The following is a 17,272-nucleotide window of genomic DNA, read 5'->3' as shown; positions in this document are numbered from 1 at the left end:
AAAGACAATACGGATCGGATCGAAGGCAGCGCTGAAGTTAAAATACGCTTCAAACAGGCCAGCAATGCTTTTTTTCTGGATTTGGTTAAAACCAAAAATGGAAAAGGGATGGACGTAAGCGGCGTTAAGCTCAACAATGCATCCCTTTCTTATCGCCATGAAGGCGAACGCCTGAACATCACACTGCCCCAGACAAGCCAAGTCGGGCAGGAAATAACCCTCCAGGTTCAATACGCAGGTATTCCTGCCGATGGCCTCGTCATCGATGCCAACAAATTTGGTGATCGCACTTTTTTTGGCGACAACTGGCCCAATCAGGCCCACCATTGGTTGCCTTGTGTGGATCACCCTTCAGACAAAGCTTCGGTTGAGTTTTTGGTCACTGCACCAGATCATTATCAGGTTATTTCCAATGGCATTCAAATAGAAGAAACCAACCTCGAAGGTGGTCTGCGCCTAACCCATTGGAGTGAAACCAATCCCTTGCCCATGAAAGTTGCGGTGATTGGAGTAGCGCCTTTTGCCGTTCAATTGGCAGGAGAGGTACAAGGTATTCCGGTTAGCAGTTGGATTTTTACCGACAATAGGGAAGCGGGTTTTAATGATTATGCGCCTGCGGTAGAAACACTGGAATGGTTTCACCAGAATATTGCCCCTTATCCCTATCGCAAATTGGCCAATGTGCAATCCAAAACCCGGCACGGAGGTATGGAAAACGCCAGCAGTATTTTTTATTACGAAAACTCAGTTACCGGCAAAAAAGAACAAGAAACGCTAATTGCGCACGAAATTGCCCATCAATGGTTTGGCAATACCGCCACGGAAGCCAATTGGTACCACGTATGGTTGAGCGAAGGCTTTGCGACTTACTGCACCCACTTGTACATGGAAGCAAAGCACGGCCCAACCGTACTCGCCGAGCGCATGATCGAAGATCGTGGGGATGTGATTCAATACGCAAATCGCCGCATGGCACCCATCGTGGATACTACCGTAACCAACCTGAACGCGCTGCTCAATACCAACTCTTACCAAAAAGGAGGCTGGGTGCTGCACATGTTGCGTCAGGAAGTAGGGGAGGAAGCGTTCTGGAAAGGGATTAGGGCTTATTATCAAAAATACAAAGACGCCAATGCACTGACCGCTGATCTTCAACAAGTCATGGAAAATGTATCGGGCAAATCACTGCAAACTTTCTTCGCCCAATGGGTATTCCGTGCAGGGCATCCTGAATTGAAAATGGATTGGAAGTATGATGCCACTAAAAAGCAAGTAGAAATTTCCGTACAGCAGTTGCAAGGCGCACCTTTTGTTTTTCCACTCGATGTTCAATTTTTGGACGAAAACAAAAAAATCACCTTGGAGAAAACCCTGCAAGTCACCAAAACGCAGGAAGTGTTTCGTTTTTCGTTGCCAAATGCACCGCAGGATATCAAAATTGATCCCAACGTGCGATTGTTGTACGAATCCCGGTAGGGGGCAATCCTTGCGGTTGCCCGATCGTAAAGCGGGCAACCGCAAGGGTTGCCCCGACGGATTGCCCCGACATTAGCACATCATTAACATCAAAATCTGTTTTTTTTGCCCCATCTTGGCGTTATTAATGTTAACCCGGTAGAAAATGTCCGTCTTAAGCATATGGGCGCACGATTTTTTTTGTGAATCCTTTAAATGACGTGATTTTTTTTACCTTAGCAACTACATTTTTCTCTAAAAAAAACCGACGCGATGAGAAAGTTATTGGCATTTGGATCGCTTTTGGCAACGATCTTGCTTTTTTCCAACATGACCCTGGAAAAAGTAGAAACCACACAAAAAGAAGATGGTGAAAAAATCTTCAAACAGTACTGTGTAACCTGTCACGGCCTGCGAGGCGATATGGGCGTATCAGGTGCTGCAAACTTGATTGAGTCAAAGCTTAAAGTGGATGAGCGCATCAAGGTAATTACCAATGGTCGCAACAACATGGCCAGCTTCAAGGCACTGCTTAACAAAGACAAAATCAAAGCAGTAGCACAGTATACCATGACCTTGGCAGTCAAGAAGTAATCTCGAAGGCCTGTCCAAACAAAAAACGTCAAACAGCTTTCCATGACATTAGGGAATGGTCGATTCGGCTATTCCCTAATTCAGTTGTTCACCTTTTTCGCTCTCCACTCATGAGGATTTTTGTTACTGGGGGTACTGGTTTTTTGGGTTCTTATCTGCTGCGGCATTTGTTGGCTCAAGGGTACACCGACATCACGGCACTACGCCGGCACAATAGCAAGCTCGATCTGGTTGCCGATGTTGCCCACCGCATCCAATGGATCGAAGGCGACCTCAATGATCCCTTTTCTTTGGCTGAAGGCATCGCTGGAAAACAATGGGTATTTCACAGTGCTGCGGTTGTTTCTTTTCATGCCCGTGATGTTCGGATGATGCGCGAAGTCAATGCTGACGGCACCGCAAATGTCGTCAACGCCTGTATGGAACATGATGTGCAAAAATTAATGCACGTCAGTACCATTGCTGCTATTGGCAACACCAAGTCCAAACAAGTGTTGGATGAAAAAAATAGGTTTCAAGCCAGCCCATACAACACCGAATACGGAGTCAGCAAGTTTCTGGGAGAGCAAGAGGTTTGGCGCGGCATCGCCGAAGGACTCAATGCGGTCATCGTCAATCCATCGGTAATTTTGGGCGCCGGACGCTGGTACGAAGGAACTGGGCAATTTTTTGCACAATTGCACAAAGGCTTTCGCTATATCCCTGAAGGCTCGGTCAGCATGGTCGACGTGCGGGACGTAGCCCGGATGCTTTTGCAATTGGCTGAGAGCGACATCGTGGAAGAGCGTTTCATCGCCAACGCTGGCGAAATGAGTTACCGCGATTTTTTTAATGCCATCGCTAAAGAGTTGAATGCACCCCAGCCCAATCGACGGATTACTCCGTTTTTGCGAGAGGCAGTTTGGCGCCTGGCTGCCTTCCAATCTCTATTTACCGGCAAGCCGCCTTTGGTAACCAAAGAAACCCTCCGCCAATCGGCATACGAATTTGCCTACGAAAATCAGAAATCAATCGATCAACTTGGCTTTCAGTACACGCCTATTGCCCAATCCATTGCCGAAACGGGCAAAGTGTATTTGGCATCTGGAGGAGATACCAAGGTGTTTGAGTAGTCCGCTTTTTTCCTCTGGTTTGGCTTCAATTTTTCAACCCAAAACCCTCCCCTTATGGTGTTCCGCTTTTTCTTTCCCACGCTTTGCCTTGTATGGATGGGCAGTTGTACTTCGCAATCTGCTCAAGACTCCCCTTTGTTGAAGTATTTTCAACAATCTCCGTCCACAGCAATCCTCCATCTCGAACTTCCTGCCGATGACGAGAAAATCCCGGAAGGAGACACCATTCAACGGGTACTTTTTTTCCAAAACATTGGAAAATTAATGCAGGAAGTGGATTACATCGCAGACTCTACTTCGTGCACGGTAGTTGGCAGACGGCGATTTGTACTGAATCAAACCTACGATGCTTGCTTGGTAGAGATCACACTTTCCTGGTTTAAGCACCAATCACTGTTAATTTACGACAAACAAAAACACCGATTCACCGAGCGGGTTACCGTAGCAGAATGGTACGGCGGCGAGGGCGGACAGGTCTTGACCGGGAGTTGGCTCATCGACCACGATGGCGATCAACAAGAAGACTTGGTACGCCGCGTGATCGAACATTGGGTGGTACCTACCGAAAATGATGAGGCCATTGAAAAGTCCAAAGAATCCGTCGAATTGTTGCGCTGGAAAAACGGGCATTTTGTAAAAACTCCGATCAGGGACTCGTTAGCATTGATCAAGAAATACCCGATACGGTCGGTATGGTAAAATAAGCGTTTTTGAGTAAAAAAAGCTTGACCTGGATGATTTGAAAATCCAGGAAGGATTTCCAAATCATCCAGATCAAATTTAAAAAATAAACTTCGTCGACAAGAACTGTGACTTATGTCCCTCCACGATTTCGTTGAGGATTTCCTTGTTCTTGTCCGTCTCTTTGGTTGCCACGATGGTACGGATGGAGAAAGCCCGAATGGCATCTTCTACCGAAAGCGTTCCTTCCGCTGAATCTTTTCGCCCCGTAAACGGGAACGTATCCGGGCCCCGTTGACATTGCGCGTTGATGTTGACGCGGCTAACCAGGTTGACCAACTGATCCACGAGGTGTGCAATTTCATCGGGATCGTTGCCAAAAATGCTGACTTGTTGGCCGTGGGGTGAGTCGACCAAGTATTGAATCGGTTCATCCATACTAACGAATGGCACAACGGGCACAACTGGACCAAACTGCTCCTCGCGGTAAATTTTCATTTGAGCATTGACCGGGTACACCACCGCCGGATAAAAGAACGATTCAAGAATTGTGCCGCCACCTTCATTGATTACTTTGGCACCATGGGCTTCCGCATCTTCCACCAAATCCTTGAGTTGGGCCGGTTTTTGGGGTTCTGGCAGTGGCGTGATGGCTACTCCTTTTTCCCAGGGCATCCCGAAAGGCAATTTATTGACGGCTTCCGCAAATTTCTGTAAAAATTCCTCCGCGATCGATTCGTGTACCAAAATGATTTTGATGGCCGTACAACGCTGGCCGTTGAAAGACAAAGAGCCCAGAATGCATTCCTTTACAGCCAGTTCGATATCGGCATCCGCCAGAATGATCGCGGCATTTTTGGCATCAAGTCCCAATACTGCCCGCAGTCGGTTGACTTTTGGGTGCATTTTTTTCAGGTCATTGGCTACCCGGCTTGATCCGATTAAGGTCAACACGTTGATTTTGCCCGATTGCATCAATGCCGGCACGACGGTACCTCCGCGACCATACAAGGTATTCATCACTCCTTTGGGGAAGCTGTCGCGAAAGGCTTCGAGCATGGGGTAATGCAACAGGGTACCGTGTTTTGGGGGTTTGAACAGAATGGTATTGCCCATCAGCAAGGCCGGTATCAACATGGTATATGTCTCGTTCAAGGGGTAGTTGAAAGGCCCCATGCAAAGTACAACCCCAAGTGGTGAACGCCGAATTTGACCGATGATGCCTTGCTCGATGCGAAAACGGGAGGAATTGCGGTCCAATTCCTTGAGCATGTCGATGGTGTTGTAGATGTACTCTACAGTCCGGTCAAACTCCTTGATGGAATCGGCCATTGATTTGCCAATTTCATACATCAACAAATTGACGATCAATTCTTTGCGTTCGATCATCTTGCCGATGAATTTCTCCATGCAGGCAATGCGCTCGCCAGTGGTCATGGTTGGCCACTCCCCCCGACCGTTGTCAAAAGCATGGACTGCGGCCTCTAATGCTGCATCTGCTTCTGCTTGGCCGGCCAATGGATAGCTGCCAATCAACAAACGCTGTAGACCAGCATCGGTTTGGACATATACCGGAGAATACACGTCTTGGACCGTACCTTCCCAAGGAATCATTTCCCCATCAATGAGCATTTCGCGTTGATGGATGGGGTGGTCTAGCCTGTTTTCCAGTGGAATTTCACTTTCCTGCGGAAAAAGCTTTGCCAATTGTTGTGTCAATGTGCTCATTGTTTGAATGGTTGGTTGGATAGCAGCGGATACTGCAACTTTAAGATTTTTGCTGTTGCAAATAGACCGCTGTTTGTTTGATGCCTTCTTGATAGGGTGTAGCTTCGTGTTTAAAGTGTTTGACGTATTTAGAACTGTCAAACTGGTAATCGTAGGCGTTTTGGTACAGCATTTCGACCGATTCGCCCAGTGCAGGGATAAACAACCCTAAGACCCGAACCATGAATTTGGGCAAAAGGTTCAATTTGTATTTTGCTCCAAAAGCTTCGGCGGCCAATTGTACGAATTCACGACCCGTTAAAGTGTTGGGATCGGTTGGCAAGTGCCAGATCTGATTGTAGGCGGAAGCAGTGTTGCCCAGTACTGCGGTAGCTCGGGCAGCATCAGGCGTATAGGTAAAAGAATGTTTGGTTTTATCCGACACCATGAGTTGGGGGGTTTTTCCCTTGGCCAGGTTTTGGAAAACCGTAAAATCGATAAAACTGAGTACAGCGCCAGGGCCGTAAAAATCAGCAGCACGGGCGATAATCGCCTGTAGCGTTCCTTTTTTCACTTCATCCAGGATCATCTGTTCAATTTGAGCCCGAACTTCCCCTTTTTTGCTGCAAGGATTCAGAGGGCTTTCTTCAGTCATCCAGCCATCTACTTTGCCCAGGCCATATACATTGCTGAAAAAAACCAGTTTGGTGCCATTGGCTTTGCAAGCCTCGATTACATTGTGCATCAAAATGGGCCATTTCTCTTGCCATAGCTTGGCTACATAAGGTAAACCTGCCGTCAGATAAGCAATTTCAGAACCCACCAGGGCTTTTTTTACCGCTTCAGGATCCAGTAGATCTGCTGAAAACAATTCATCATTGTCGTTTACTGCTTTGGGATTGCGGCTTACCAAGCGTATTTTGTCGGTATAAATCATCAATGCTTTAGCCAGATCAGTGCCGATTACGCCCCCTGCGCCTAGGATGGTTTGCATGGTTTTCTAGGTTTTGGTATGAAAAATTTGTTGCATCGGATAAATGCGTCCAAAAGATCGGGCTTTTTGTGGGCATTAAAGAGGAATCTAAGATTTTTTTTGGCGGATACCAATTCCCAATTCCATTTTCCTATTTTTACAATCACAATTCCGATGGCCAAATGACAAATTCAACAAATTGAAACTGCGCTTGTTCAAACCCAAAATTGACACGTCTTCTGACGAAGCATTGTTGAACCACTACCAATCGAGTGGCGACTTGCAGGTTTTGGGCATATTGTACAGTCGTTATACAGAATTGGTGTATGGAGTTTGCCTCAAGTATTTCAGGCAGGAAGAACAGGCCAGTGACGCAGTGATGGATATTTTTGAGGAATTGATCTCAAAAGCCAAAAAATACGAGGTAGATAAATTTCGCCCCTGGCTGTACGTCCTGGCCAAAAACCACTGCCTGATGCGCTTGCGCAAAGCCGGACAAAATTTAACAGTAAGTTTTGACCCTGGCCTTATGTATTCCCTGGAGTTTTCGCATCCAGAAACCGAAGCACCAAGCGATCGTGAAATTATCCTGAAAAAATTGGAAAATTGCGTCGATGCTTTGCCCGAACAACAAAAGGAGTGTATTCGATTGTTTTACTTTGACGACCGCAGTTACAAAGACATCTCAGATGGCCTGAACATTGACCTGAACGTTGTTCGGTCGCATATTCAGAATGGTCGACGGAATTTGAAAAATTGTGTAGGTACGCCCACGTAGGGGCATCCCTACGCGGATGTTCAACAAACATTTAACATGCAAAACCAAGGATTGAATACTCTATTGCGGCAATGGCTGCGCGGCGAAGTACGGCGGGCAGAGGAGAGTCGTTTGGAACGTTCGGCCCAGGAAGATCCTTTCCTGTCGGATGCATGGGAGGGCTTTAGCCAAAACCCTCAAAAAGAGCATATATCCCGCATAAATGAGTTGAATGCCAAAATCGCCGAAAGAGCGCAAAGTGATAAAAAAAGAGGGGGCGTCATCATGGTCTGGTTTCCGCGCATGGCAGCAGTGGCGGCAGTACTTTTATTGGTTGTTTTTGGATGGCGGTGGCTGATGGATTCCAGCCCTAAAGACAACCTGGCCATTCAAGTTCCAACACTTGAATCCAAAAACAACCCTGTTTCAGATTCAACCGAACCAGTTCCAAGCGTCGCTGATGTTCAACTCAAGCGAACGGAATCTCCCTTGCCCCTTACCAAAAACAAACAAATCACAGACCCGGCCAAGAGAACCGAGAATGGCCCAGGGGATGCCCCTGAAAAAGATGAAGCAGGCGAGTCCAATGCTTCAGATGAAGCCGATGTCGCCCAGCCAGAAGCAGCAGAGATCAGCAAAATAAAAGAGCATGCTTCAGGAAATGCCGCGAGTACCCGTGCCATGCCCGATTTGGCAATAACAGAGGCAGACAAACCTGTCAATGCATTCAATTCAAAAGATGTACAAATTCAACCCGTGACTACAGTAGGTGGAATTATATTGGACGATCAAGGGCAACGGGCTGGCGGAGTGCCTGTACAAAAAAATGCCAACACCTTTGCAATCACCAATCAGGAAGGCGCTTTTGAATTGCCCTCATCGGCTCCAGCACAAGTAAAAGTCATGGCCAATGATTTTGAACTGCAATCCCTTCGCCTGGACGATGGCAACGAAAAGGTAGTGCTGAAACGCAAAACCAAAGCCGTAAAAAAATCTTTTGACGCCAGCGACCGTCGGGATGGAGTAGGATATCCCAGTCCCATTGGCGGTTTTGAAAAATTTGAGCAATACATCCGCGAGAACCTGGAAACCCCATACGAAGCCAAGCGCAACATGATCAGTGGCGATGTAACCCTGGAATTTACGTTCGAAAAAGATGGTTCGCCTACTCGCATCGGCATCCTCCGGTCTTTGGGTTTTGGCTGTGATCAGGCCGCGGAACACCTGATTGAAAATGGCCCGAAATGGCGCAACGTCAAACCGGGGGTTTGGGTGATATATAAGGTGGTGTTTAAATGATTTTGAAATCATTAGACTGCATAAACGGGAAACAACATTTCCCCTTCGTCGACTCTCTACTGCCGTCTGGCATCTTTTCTCCATTTTTTCCAACACTTTAACTCCTTCGGGTATTTCACCTCTTTATTTGCCTTTTAAACCAATGTACTTTTGCAGCGCAAATGCCAAAAAATCAGTATGAAATACACTTACATCTTCCTGCTATCTATTCTTTTTTCGTCCATTCTATCTGCACAAAAGTCAGGTGGGAAGTCTACTATTACCGGAAGAATTTCCGGTTTTTTGATGGATTCAGTCAGTCGGCAACCCGTAGAGTTTGCCACCGTGGTATTGATTGAAGCCCAAACCCAAAAGCAAATCGACGGAGTTACTACCGACGATAAAGGAGAATTCAAGTTCAACGAAGTAGCGCTGGGCAAATATCAATTGCTTTTTTCCTTTATCGGCTACAAAAATAAAGCGCTGAACAACCTTACCCTTAGCCCTGAAAAGCCAGATTTATCGGTAAATACCGTTCCGATTTCACCAGAGAGTTATACGCTGGACGGGGTAGAAATTGTAGGCCAAGCTTCGATTATTGAAAACAAGATCGATAAACTGGTGTACAACGCTGAAAAAGATTTGTCTACAGCTGGTGGTGACGCATCGGACGTGCTGCAACGGGTTCCGATGTTATCTGTCGATGTCAACGGTGGCGTGAGCTTGAGGGGATCCAGCAATGTGCAAATATTGATCAATGGCCGGCCTTCTTCCATCTTTTCTGGTGGAGTTGCCGAAGCACTCAAATCCATTCCTGCGGAGCAAATCAAAAGCATCGAAGTGATAACCAGCCCCTCTGCCCGGTATGATGCAGAAGGCAGTGCCGGGATCATCAACATCGTAACCCGCAAAAAATCACCTCAGGGTTTTACCGGCAATACTTCTGCATCGGTAGGTACCCGGGCAAATAATGGAAATCTTGGCCTGACTTACGCGCAGGGAAGGCTTGGGGTTAGTTTTAACGGAGGATTTCGCGACTCTCCCAATCGTCCGTCTATCAGTAATTTTGAACGCCGCGATTTTTTGGCCGCAGGCGAACGAATCCTGACACAGTCGTCCACCGGCAACAACACCAGATCGGGCTACAGAAGCAACCTGGAGCTGAACTACGACATCAACGCCTACAACCACTTTACTACATCCCTTAGCTATGGCAATAGAAACGGGAAAAATTCCGGGTTCACCAATGCATTGTTTACCGATCCCAGCCAGAATTTACGCCAGGAATATACGCGCGAATCGACCAGTAACAACGGCAGTGGCGGATTGGATTGGACCATGGAATACAGTCGAACCTTCAGAAAGCCAGATCAGGAGCTTTCCTTTGAAGTACAAGTAGAAAATGACGAAGAGAATGTGGATAATTTTTTGACCCAGCAAGGCAACGACCCCTCTCTTACGCGCAATGAAAGCAATGGCAATCAAAGCCGCAATCTTGAAACTTACCTTAAATTGGACTACACACACCCTTTTGGAGAGGCAATAAAATTCGAGACTGGGATCAAAGGAACCTTCCGCTCCATCAAAAGTGATTACAATTACCGCAATTTTAATGCAGCCTCCCAAACTTTTGTACTGGATGAATTGCGCTCTGATCAATTTGATTACCAGCAAGATGTACTTGCAGGCTATACCTCTTTCAATTTTGAATTGTCTGATAAATGGGGACTCCTGACCGGTGTACGCTATGAAGGAACGGCCATCAGGGGAGATTTTGCCAATGCAGAGCGTCAGGCTTTTTCTTTCGATTACTACAATGTATTGCCCAATGCCACGCTTAATTACAAATTCAGCAAACTTAGTGGCATAAAACTGAGCTTCAATCAGCGGATCGAACGACCAGATGAAGAATTCCTCAATCCTTATGTGGCCATCAGCGACCCTCGCGATATCACCGTGGGCAACCCCAAACTCTTGCCCGAAATAACCGATCAGCTTGAACTGGGCTACAATGCCAACGCTAAGGCTGTCAATATTAACGTTAGTGCTTTTTACCGCGAAACGCGCGACATCATCGAACCGATCTTGACCATTCAGGCAGATGGGGTCAGTTTGACCTCTTTCCAAAACATTGGCAAAAGCAACACCATGGGTGGTAACCTTTTTGCATCGGTTACGTTAAAAGACAAACTGCAATTGAGAGGGAACGCTACGGTGATCTACTATACGGGCCAAGGGCTGGTCAATAATGTGCGCATCACCAATTCTGGGGCTTTTTGGAACGGAAACCTGAATTTGAGCTATACCTTTAGCAAAACCTTGCGTGCGGAAGTCGATGGCTTTTATGCTGCTCCCCGGGTGGGGCTGCAAGGCTCCAGAGCAGCTTATTCACGCAGCTCTTTCGCCATAAGAAAAAACATCTGGCAGAAAAAAGGCTCCATTGGAATCGTGATTGTACAACCGTTTTCCAAATACCTCAAGTTTCCAAACCGCTTGGAAGGTACCAACTTTACGCAGTACAGCGAGTTTGCTTTTGCCCAGCGTTCTTATGGAATTAGTTTAAGTTATCGGTTTGGAAAACTGGATTTCAAAGAGCGCAGTGGCAGAGAGTATCGCGGCGAAGGCGGCGACAACGGTTTCTAAGTGCACTTTATCTCAAAAAATCAATTAACCATCCTATATCCTAAGGATTCAAGAATGAAAAAGACCATCTTCACCCAACTGTTTTTTTTACTGGCAATTGGCCTTAGTGCCCAACAACCAGTGGCAAAACCTGCTCAGGATACCACCAAGAAGCCTACCCAGCAATGGCAAGGCCAACAAGCTGCACCAGGCGCAAAACCTGCTGGGCAAGCTCCCGGAGCATGGCAAGCTCAAGGCCCCAGCATCACAGGGCGCATTGCGGGTGTTTTGCTTGATTCCGCCTCCCGACAACCCGTTGAATTTGCGACGGTGGTATTGCTCAATGCCCAAACCCAAAAACAACTCACGGGGGTAGTTACCGACGAAAAAGGCGCTTTCAAATTTCCTGAAGTTACCCTTGGCAAATACGACTTGTCCTTTTCCTTCATTGGTTACCGCAGCAAAACCATCAAAGGCATCAATCTGACGCCACAAAAGCCCGATTACACCACGGGCAACTTCTCTATTGCCGCCGAAAGCGTAAACCTGGGTACGGTTGAAGTGGTCGGGCAACAAGCGGTGATGGAAAACAAGATCGACAAATTCGTGTACAATGCCGATAAAGACATCACCAGCAGCGTAGGCAACGCTGGCGATGTGCTGCAAAGAGTACCTCTTTTGGCCGTTGATGGAGATGGCAATCTTTCTTTGAGAGGATCGAGCAACATCCAGATTTTGATCAATGGCAAAACTTCGGCCTTGTTTTCTGGCGGAAACGTCAGCGATGCCCTAAAGTCCATTCCTGCTGACCAGATCAAAACCGTGGAGGTAATCACTAGCCCATCGGCCAAGTATGACGGCGAAGGCAGCGCGGGCATCGTCAACATCATCACCAAGAAAAAATCGGCAGAGGGTTTTACCGGTACCATCTCGGCATCGGGAGGTACGCGTTCCAACAACGCAAACCTTTCGCTGAATTACCAAAGAGGCCGCTTTGGTCTCAATTTCAACGGGGGCAGTTTTTATACGCCTCCCCGGCCTTCCAGTTCTACTTTCCTGCGCGAAGATTTCCTGAGTACGGGCACACGCACCCTGGATCAACAAACAGAAGGTACCAGTAGCTTTTATGGGCCAAGGGGAACCCTGGGCATGAGCTACGACCTGAACGCCTACAACAGCATCAACTCTACCTTGACTTTTAATGGTTTTGGCCAAGCTTCTGACAATACCACCAAGGCACTGTTTTTAGACCCAGCTAGCGGTTTTCGCCAGGAATACACCCGCATTGCGGAAGCAAACTCATTGCGGGGAGGATTCGACTGGAACTCCGACTACCGCCATACCTTCAAAACGCCTGAACAGGAATTGTCTTTCTCCTTTCAGTTGACCGGACAAAACAGTTTTACCAAAAACAGCCTGACCCAGGCAGGCAACGATCCTAACTTGCTGCGCAACGAGAAAAACGACAACCGAGGCATCAACATCGAAACCACTTTTCAGATGGATTACGCCCACCCGTTTAGCAAAAAAGTAAAGCTGGAAACTGGGGTAAAAGGGGTATTGCGCAACATTGATAGTGATTTTACTTACAGCAAATTCAACGAGGACAGCAAGCAATACGTTGAAGACCTCCAGCGCTCGGATGTGTTTCTTTACGACCAAAATGTCTTGGCCGCCTATGCTTCGTTCAACATCAAATTGAGCGACAAATGGGGACTGCTGGCCGGAACCCGCTACGAGCACACCGACATTGCAGGCAAATACCGCAACCAGGAACGTGTGCCGTTTTCTTCGGATTACGACAACTTTTTGCCCAGCATCACCATCAACCACATCCTGAAAAAACCGGGTTCTTCGGTCAAACTGAGCTATTCCAATCGCATTCAGCGCCCAAGTTTGCGCTACGTGAACCCGTACATCGAACTAACCGACCCCCGCGACATTACGGTGGGTACACCCTTGTTGTTTCCAGAGCAAACCGATCAGTTGGAGTTTACGTACAATACCTTTCTGAAAGGCGGAACGGTCATCAATGCGGGGATTTTTACCCGTTTTACGGATGCGATCATTGAGCCGTACACCATCGTTGTCAATGATGTAAACAACATTCCTGCCGATCAGGCGGCTTTGCTCAACAGCATTAAGCCTTTCCTTGGCCAAATCGACAATGGCATCAGCATCACGACCTACCAAAACATTGGCAAGAGTACCACCGTTGGATTCAATTTCTTTTCTTCGGTAACCATCAAAAAAATCCAACTGCGGGGCGGTGCAACGGTATCACATTACACCGGAGAAGGAATCCTGGCTGGTGAACGCGTTACCAATTCTGGCATCGTCTGGAATGGCAACCTGAATTTTACCCTCAGTTTGCCCAAAGACATCAAGTTTGAAGCAAATGGATTTTACCTTTCTCCACGCGTGGGGATTCAGGGGGTTCGTTCTGCATACACCCGCAGTTCTTTTGGCTTACGAAAGGAAATTTGGAAGAAAAAAGGCAGCATCGGAATCGTGGTGGTACAACCATTCAAGCGTGATGTGACCTTCCCAACGCGATTGGAAAGTGCAAATTTCCGGCAAACCAGCTCGTATTCTTTTGCCCAACGCTCTTATGGCCTGAGTTTCAGCTACCGCTTTGGCAAGCTGGATTTCAACAAAGCTCCACGTCAGCGCAACGCCAAGATTAAAAACGATGACTTGAAAGATGGGGGAGAAGGGAACGGATTTTGATCAATAGACTTGAACCAGCAGGATAATCTGCGGAATCTATGGTTTTATACCTAGATTCCGCAGAATAAGGTTTGATAATCTGCGGAATCTATGGTTTTACACCTAGATTCCGCAGAATAAGGTTTGATAAACTGCGGAATCTATGGTTTTACACCTACATTCCGCAGAATAAGATTTGATAATCTGCGGAATCTGGGTATTTTTACCCACATTCCGCAGATTATTATTGCATATTATGATTGGACGCAAAAAAAAGGCCTTATTGTTTCTTTTATTTTCAAGCATTCAATTTGCCCATGGTCAAAACGGCGCTTGCAACATAAAAATGATAAAAACGTATTTCTCATTTGATCAATTAATAGATCGGAGAGACTCTATTTTAACTCATTCAAAACCAATTTATGTTGACTTCTACGAAAATGGACTAAAGACAAAAAGATCCTATGCTAAATATGAAGGAAGGGAACGAATTGAAGAACATAAATATGATTCTACTGGCAAGTTACTAAAGATACTAGCCTATTCAAAACATCCCTTGAATGGTTGGATACCTCAAGATTCCATTATTTATCAATACCGCAGTAACAAACTTTACTCAGAAAAAAAATATGTTGAAGATGGCTCTGGTGAAAAACGTTATACTTATAAAGGGGATACAACATTCATCGAAGACTACCTAGATGATGAATATATGTTGACCTTTATTCGTTACAGGGACAAAATTGATAGTGCCATTTTTATTGAACAAATCGTTCTTCCCGAAAAAAGTGAAATTATTAATAAATTCAGATACGATCAAAAGAGCAATTTGGTAGATATTGTTCACATTGAAAACGGAGTTGAAGAAATAGATGGGTACACAAAATATAATTATGATCAATGCGGAAACATGATTATGATGGCTGATTTTACTTTGCCTGATCATCGTGTATGGCATTTAAAATTCTTCGAGATTGAGTATGAGTAGACGGAAATAGATTCAAGCAAATAGACTATTTGTGTGCAGACGTGCAAGCATGCACAATACCCTGCTGAAAATCCACCATTTAAGGCTTTCATTATAGAACCAAATCTATTTTTTCTCCCCCTTTTGAGCAGGCGTATTCAACACCTTTCGAAAGTAATACACCGTAAAGGCCGTTACACTGATATTGGCAGCAAGAAACATCAGCAATGCACTTGTATTCATGATGGATGTTTTGAGTTAGTGGGAAAAACGGCCTTCACGCAGACGTTTGCGGTAAGCGACGTACACCAATGCGGATATGCCACCCCAAATCAGCAAAAGCCCGATGCGGGAGATATTGCGGTACAAGATTGTTTTTTCGAGCGTAGCAATAACAGTGGCATCCGTCGCTTCGACAATTTGGGCATGCAAATCGGCATTCAGGATTCTGGCCCAGTTGCCCGGCATGCTATTGTAAAGAATACAAGCCAAAATAACTGGAGTGACATACTGAATGATGAATTTGAAAGCCACCGGAACCTTGATGTCTGCACCACGCGTAATTTCTGCCCAACCGTTTTGCATGCCAAAAAACCAGGCAAAAAGGATGATTTCAAAAAACGCGAATACCACTAGCGAAACCGTTCCCGCCCAGTGGTCGTATTCATCAAACACGCCATAGTTGAAATAATAAACCGTAGGAAGGCCCAATAAGGCAACCGTGAGCCCAAAAGCCAGCGCGGCATATTCTCTTCTCCAGCCAAATTCATCTTGCAGGAAGCCCATGCAGGAAGCACCCATGGCCAAGGAAGAAGTGATGCCCGCAAAAAAGAGCAAACCAAACCACATTATGCCTGCTGCAACCGCCAAAAATGGCCCCCATTGTTGAAACAAAAAAGGAAGGGTACGGAAACCCAAACCCAGGCCGCCAGCCTGATTGACCAGATCCAGCATACCATCTACGCCATAATATCCTACCGTAATGGGGATGATAATGGCGCCACCGAGGCAAACCTCCACAAATTCGTTCATCCAGCCTGCACTCATGGCATTGAGGGCAATGTCTTCATTGGATTTTAAGTAAGAAGCGTAGCATTGTATACTCCCGTTGCCCAGCGAAAGAGTAAAGAAAATCTGACCCGCGGCTGCCAACCAAACTTTGCCCGACCAGATGCTGGAAAAATCAGGCGTCCACAGGAAATTCAGACCCTCAATGCCGGAGTAGAGCGCATTGCCACTGCCTTCGCGCAAGGTGAGCCCTTTAATAGCGAGGATGATGCCAAACAAAATCAGCAAGGGCATGCCTATTTTGGCTACTTTTTCTACACCGCCTTTAATGCCGCGAGAAAGAATCCAGGTGTTGAGAATCAAACAAACGATCCAGAAAATGATCGGTTGATTGTTGTTCAGGTTGGTGTAGCTGCTGAAGAAACTGGCCACCTCATCGCGGGTTTGATCCGTAAAAGTACCCGCTACTGAGTGCCAGATGTAACCTAGTGTCCAACTTTCAAGGTAGCAATAGTAGGCAGCCACCACCAGATTGGTGAAGATGCCAAATACCCCCACGTATTTCCAAAACCCGTATTTCGACATGGAATCGAGGATAAACGGTGAACTGTGGTGGCCAGATTTGCCGCCAAAGCGCCCCATTGCCCATTCGACATACAGCAAGGGCAAGCCCAGAAGAAAAAAACAAACCAGATAGGGAATGATAAATGAGCCTCCACCATTCTGAATGGCTTGCACCGGAAAGCGCAAAAAATTGCCCAAACCAACTGCGTTGCCCGCCATGGCCAGTACCAGGCCTACACGTGAACCCCAGGATTCTGTATTGCTGCTCATGTGCGCGTTTTAATGCTAAAACTTATTCCTCCACATCATACTTTCCACCGGTTTTTCTGTCCGTTGGTTGTATTTAGCGTCGGCTTTATGATTGTACAAGCGTTCAATTTCTCCTTCTACCGCAAAATAAATGAGTTGCCCGATGGGCATACCAGGATAAACCCGTACGGGTTGGGTACACGAAATTTCCAGCGTCCAGGTATTGCAAAAACCTACATCGCCTTTGCCCGCAGTGGCGTGGATGTCGATACCCAGGCGACCTACGCTGGATTTTCCTTCCAGAAAAGGAACGGCGTTGTGCGTTTCGGTGTATTCGTCGGTCACTCCAAGGTACAGGATACCAGGATGCAGTACAAAGCCTTCCTCCGAAATCTCCAGGTATTCGATTTCATTGTGTTTGCGGGCATCCAGAATTTGGTCTTTGTATACCGCCAGCCATTTGCCCAAATGCACATCATAGGAATTGGTGCCCAGGCATTCGCGGAGAAAAGGTTCAATCACGATCTTTTTTGCCTCAATTGACTCCAGTATCTTCTTGTCCGAAAAAATCATGTGTCCAATGGTTTTCTTGTGGG

General features: G+C 46.5%; 13 protein-coding genes. 9 read left to right on the top strand and 4 right to left on the bottom strand.

Annotated elements, in window-relative coordinates; genetic code table 11:
* The 4 genes from ABW391_RS02840 to ABW391_RS02825 all read left to right on the top strand — a co-directional run.
* The coding region (locus ABW391_RS02840; protein WP_353480308.1) for a M1 family metallopeptidase at nucleotides 1-1,476 on the top strand (1,476 nt) is incomplete at its 5' end.
* Nucleotides 1,477-1,728: 252 nt separating this feature from the next.
* Nucleotides 1,729-2,049 (top strand): c-type cytochrome, encoded by a 321-nt coding sequence (locus tag ABW391_RS02835; protein WP_353480307.1) that lies wholly within the window; start codon nucleotides 1,729-1,731, stop codon nucleotides 2,047-2,049.
* Between the two features lie 110 nt (nucleotides 2,050-2,159).
* Nucleotides 2,160-3,161 (top strand): NAD-dependent epimerase/dehydratase family protein, encoded by a 1,002-nt coding sequence (locus ABW391_RS02830; RefSeq protein ID WP_353480306.1) that lies wholly within the window; start codon nucleotides 2,160-2,162, stop codon nucleotides 3,159-3,161.
* A 54-nt stretch (nucleotides 3,162-3,215) separates the two neighbouring features.
* Entirely contained in the window at nucleotides 3,216-3,860 is a 645-nt protein-coding gene (locus ABW391_RS02825; RefSeq protein ID WP_353480305.1) for a hypothetical protein, read from the top strand.
* An 81-nt stretch (nucleotides 3,861-3,941) separates the two neighbouring features.
* On the opposite strand, the gene ABW391_RS02820 is transcribed toward ABW391_RS02825, so the two are convergent.
* Both ABW391_RS02820 and ABW391_RS02815 read right to left on the bottom strand, forming a co-directional pair.
* On the bottom strand, nucleotides 3,942-5,570 hold the full coding sequence (locus tag ABW391_RS02820) for an NADP-dependent glyceraldehyde-3-phosphate dehydrogenase (protein ID WP_353480304.1): 1,629 nt from the start codon (nucleotides 5,568-5,570) through the stop codon (nucleotides 3,942-3,944).
* Nucleotides 5,571-5,610: 40 nt separating this feature from the next.
* The gene (locus ABW391_RS02815; protein WP_353480303.1) at nucleotides 5,611-6,543 is read right to left on the bottom strand and encodes an NAD-dependent epimerase/dehydratase family protein; all 933 of its coding nucleotides are present in this window, start codon (nucleotides 6,541-6,543) and stop codon (nucleotides 5,611-5,613) included.
* A gap of 178 nt (nucleotides 6,544-6,721) precedes the next feature.
* Between ABW391_RS02815 and ABW391_RS02810 the strand changes: the two genes are divergently transcribed.
* The 5 genes from ABW391_RS02810 (at nucleotide 6,722) to ABW391_RS02790 (ending at nucleotide 14,876) form a co-directional block, all read left to right on the top strand.
* Nucleotides 6,722-7,300, top strand: a complete 579-nt coding sequence (locus ABW391_RS02810) for an RNA polymerase sigma factor (protein ID WP_353480302.1) — start codon at nucleotides 6,722-6,724, stop codon at nucleotides 7,298-7,300.
* A gap of 36 nt (nucleotides 7,301-7,336) precedes the next feature.
* The gene (locus ABW391_RS02805) at nucleotides 7,337-8,578 is read left to right on the top strand and encodes an energy transducer TonB (RefSeq protein ID WP_353480301.1); all 1,242 of its coding nucleotides are present in this window, start codon (nucleotides 7,337-7,339) and stop codon (nucleotides 8,576-8,578) included.
* A 177-nt stretch (nucleotides 8,579-8,755) separates the two neighbouring features.
* Nucleotides 8,756-11,200 (top strand): TonB-dependent receptor, encoded by a 2,445-nt coding sequence (locus tag ABW391_RS02800; RefSeq protein WP_353480300.1) that lies wholly within the window; start codon nucleotides 8,756-8,758, stop codon nucleotides 11,198-11,200.
* 54 nt (nucleotides 11,201-11,254) lie between these two features.
* Nucleotides 11,255-13,909: a TonB-dependent receptor gene (locus tag ABW391_RS02795; RefSeq protein WP_353480299.1), complete on the top strand. Its 2,655-nt coding sequence runs from the start codon at nucleotides 11,255-11,257 to the stop codon at nucleotides 13,907-13,909.
* 235 nt (nucleotides 13,910-14,144) lie between these two features.
* Nucleotides 14,145-14,876: a hypothetical protein gene (locus ABW391_RS02790; RefSeq protein WP_353480298.1), complete on the top strand. Its 732-nt coding sequence runs from the start codon at nucleotides 14,145-14,147 to the stop codon at nucleotides 14,874-14,876.
* 237 nt (nucleotides 14,877-15,113) lie between these two features.
* Here the strand turns inward: ABW391_RS02790 and ABW391_RS02785 are convergent, their stop codons facing one another.
* Together ABW391_RS02785 and dcd are read right to left on the bottom strand one after the other, a co-directional pair.
* The gene (locus tag ABW391_RS02785) at nucleotides 15,114-16,697 is read right to left on the bottom strand and encodes a sodium:neurotransmitter symporter family protein (RefSeq protein WP_353480297.1); all 1,584 of its coding nucleotides are present in this window, start codon (nucleotides 16,695-16,697) and stop codon (nucleotides 15,114-15,116) included.
* Nucleotides 16,698-16,712: 15 nt separating this feature from the next.
* Nucleotides 16,713-17,249 (bottom strand): dCTP deaminase, encoded by a 537-nt coding sequence (gene dcd / locus ABW391_RS02780; RefSeq protein ID WP_353480296.1) that lies wholly within the window; start codon nucleotides 17,247-17,249, stop codon nucleotides 16,713-16,715.
* Nucleotides 17,250-17,272: the final 23 nt, after the last annotated feature.

This window comes from Haliscomenobacter sp., assembly GCF_040403615.1.
GTDB lineage: Bacteria > Bacteroidota > Bacteroidia > Chitinophagales > Saprospiraceae > Haliscomenobacter.
Note: the sequence above shows the minus strand (reverse complement) of the source record. Positions and strands in the feature narration are given on the sequence as shown.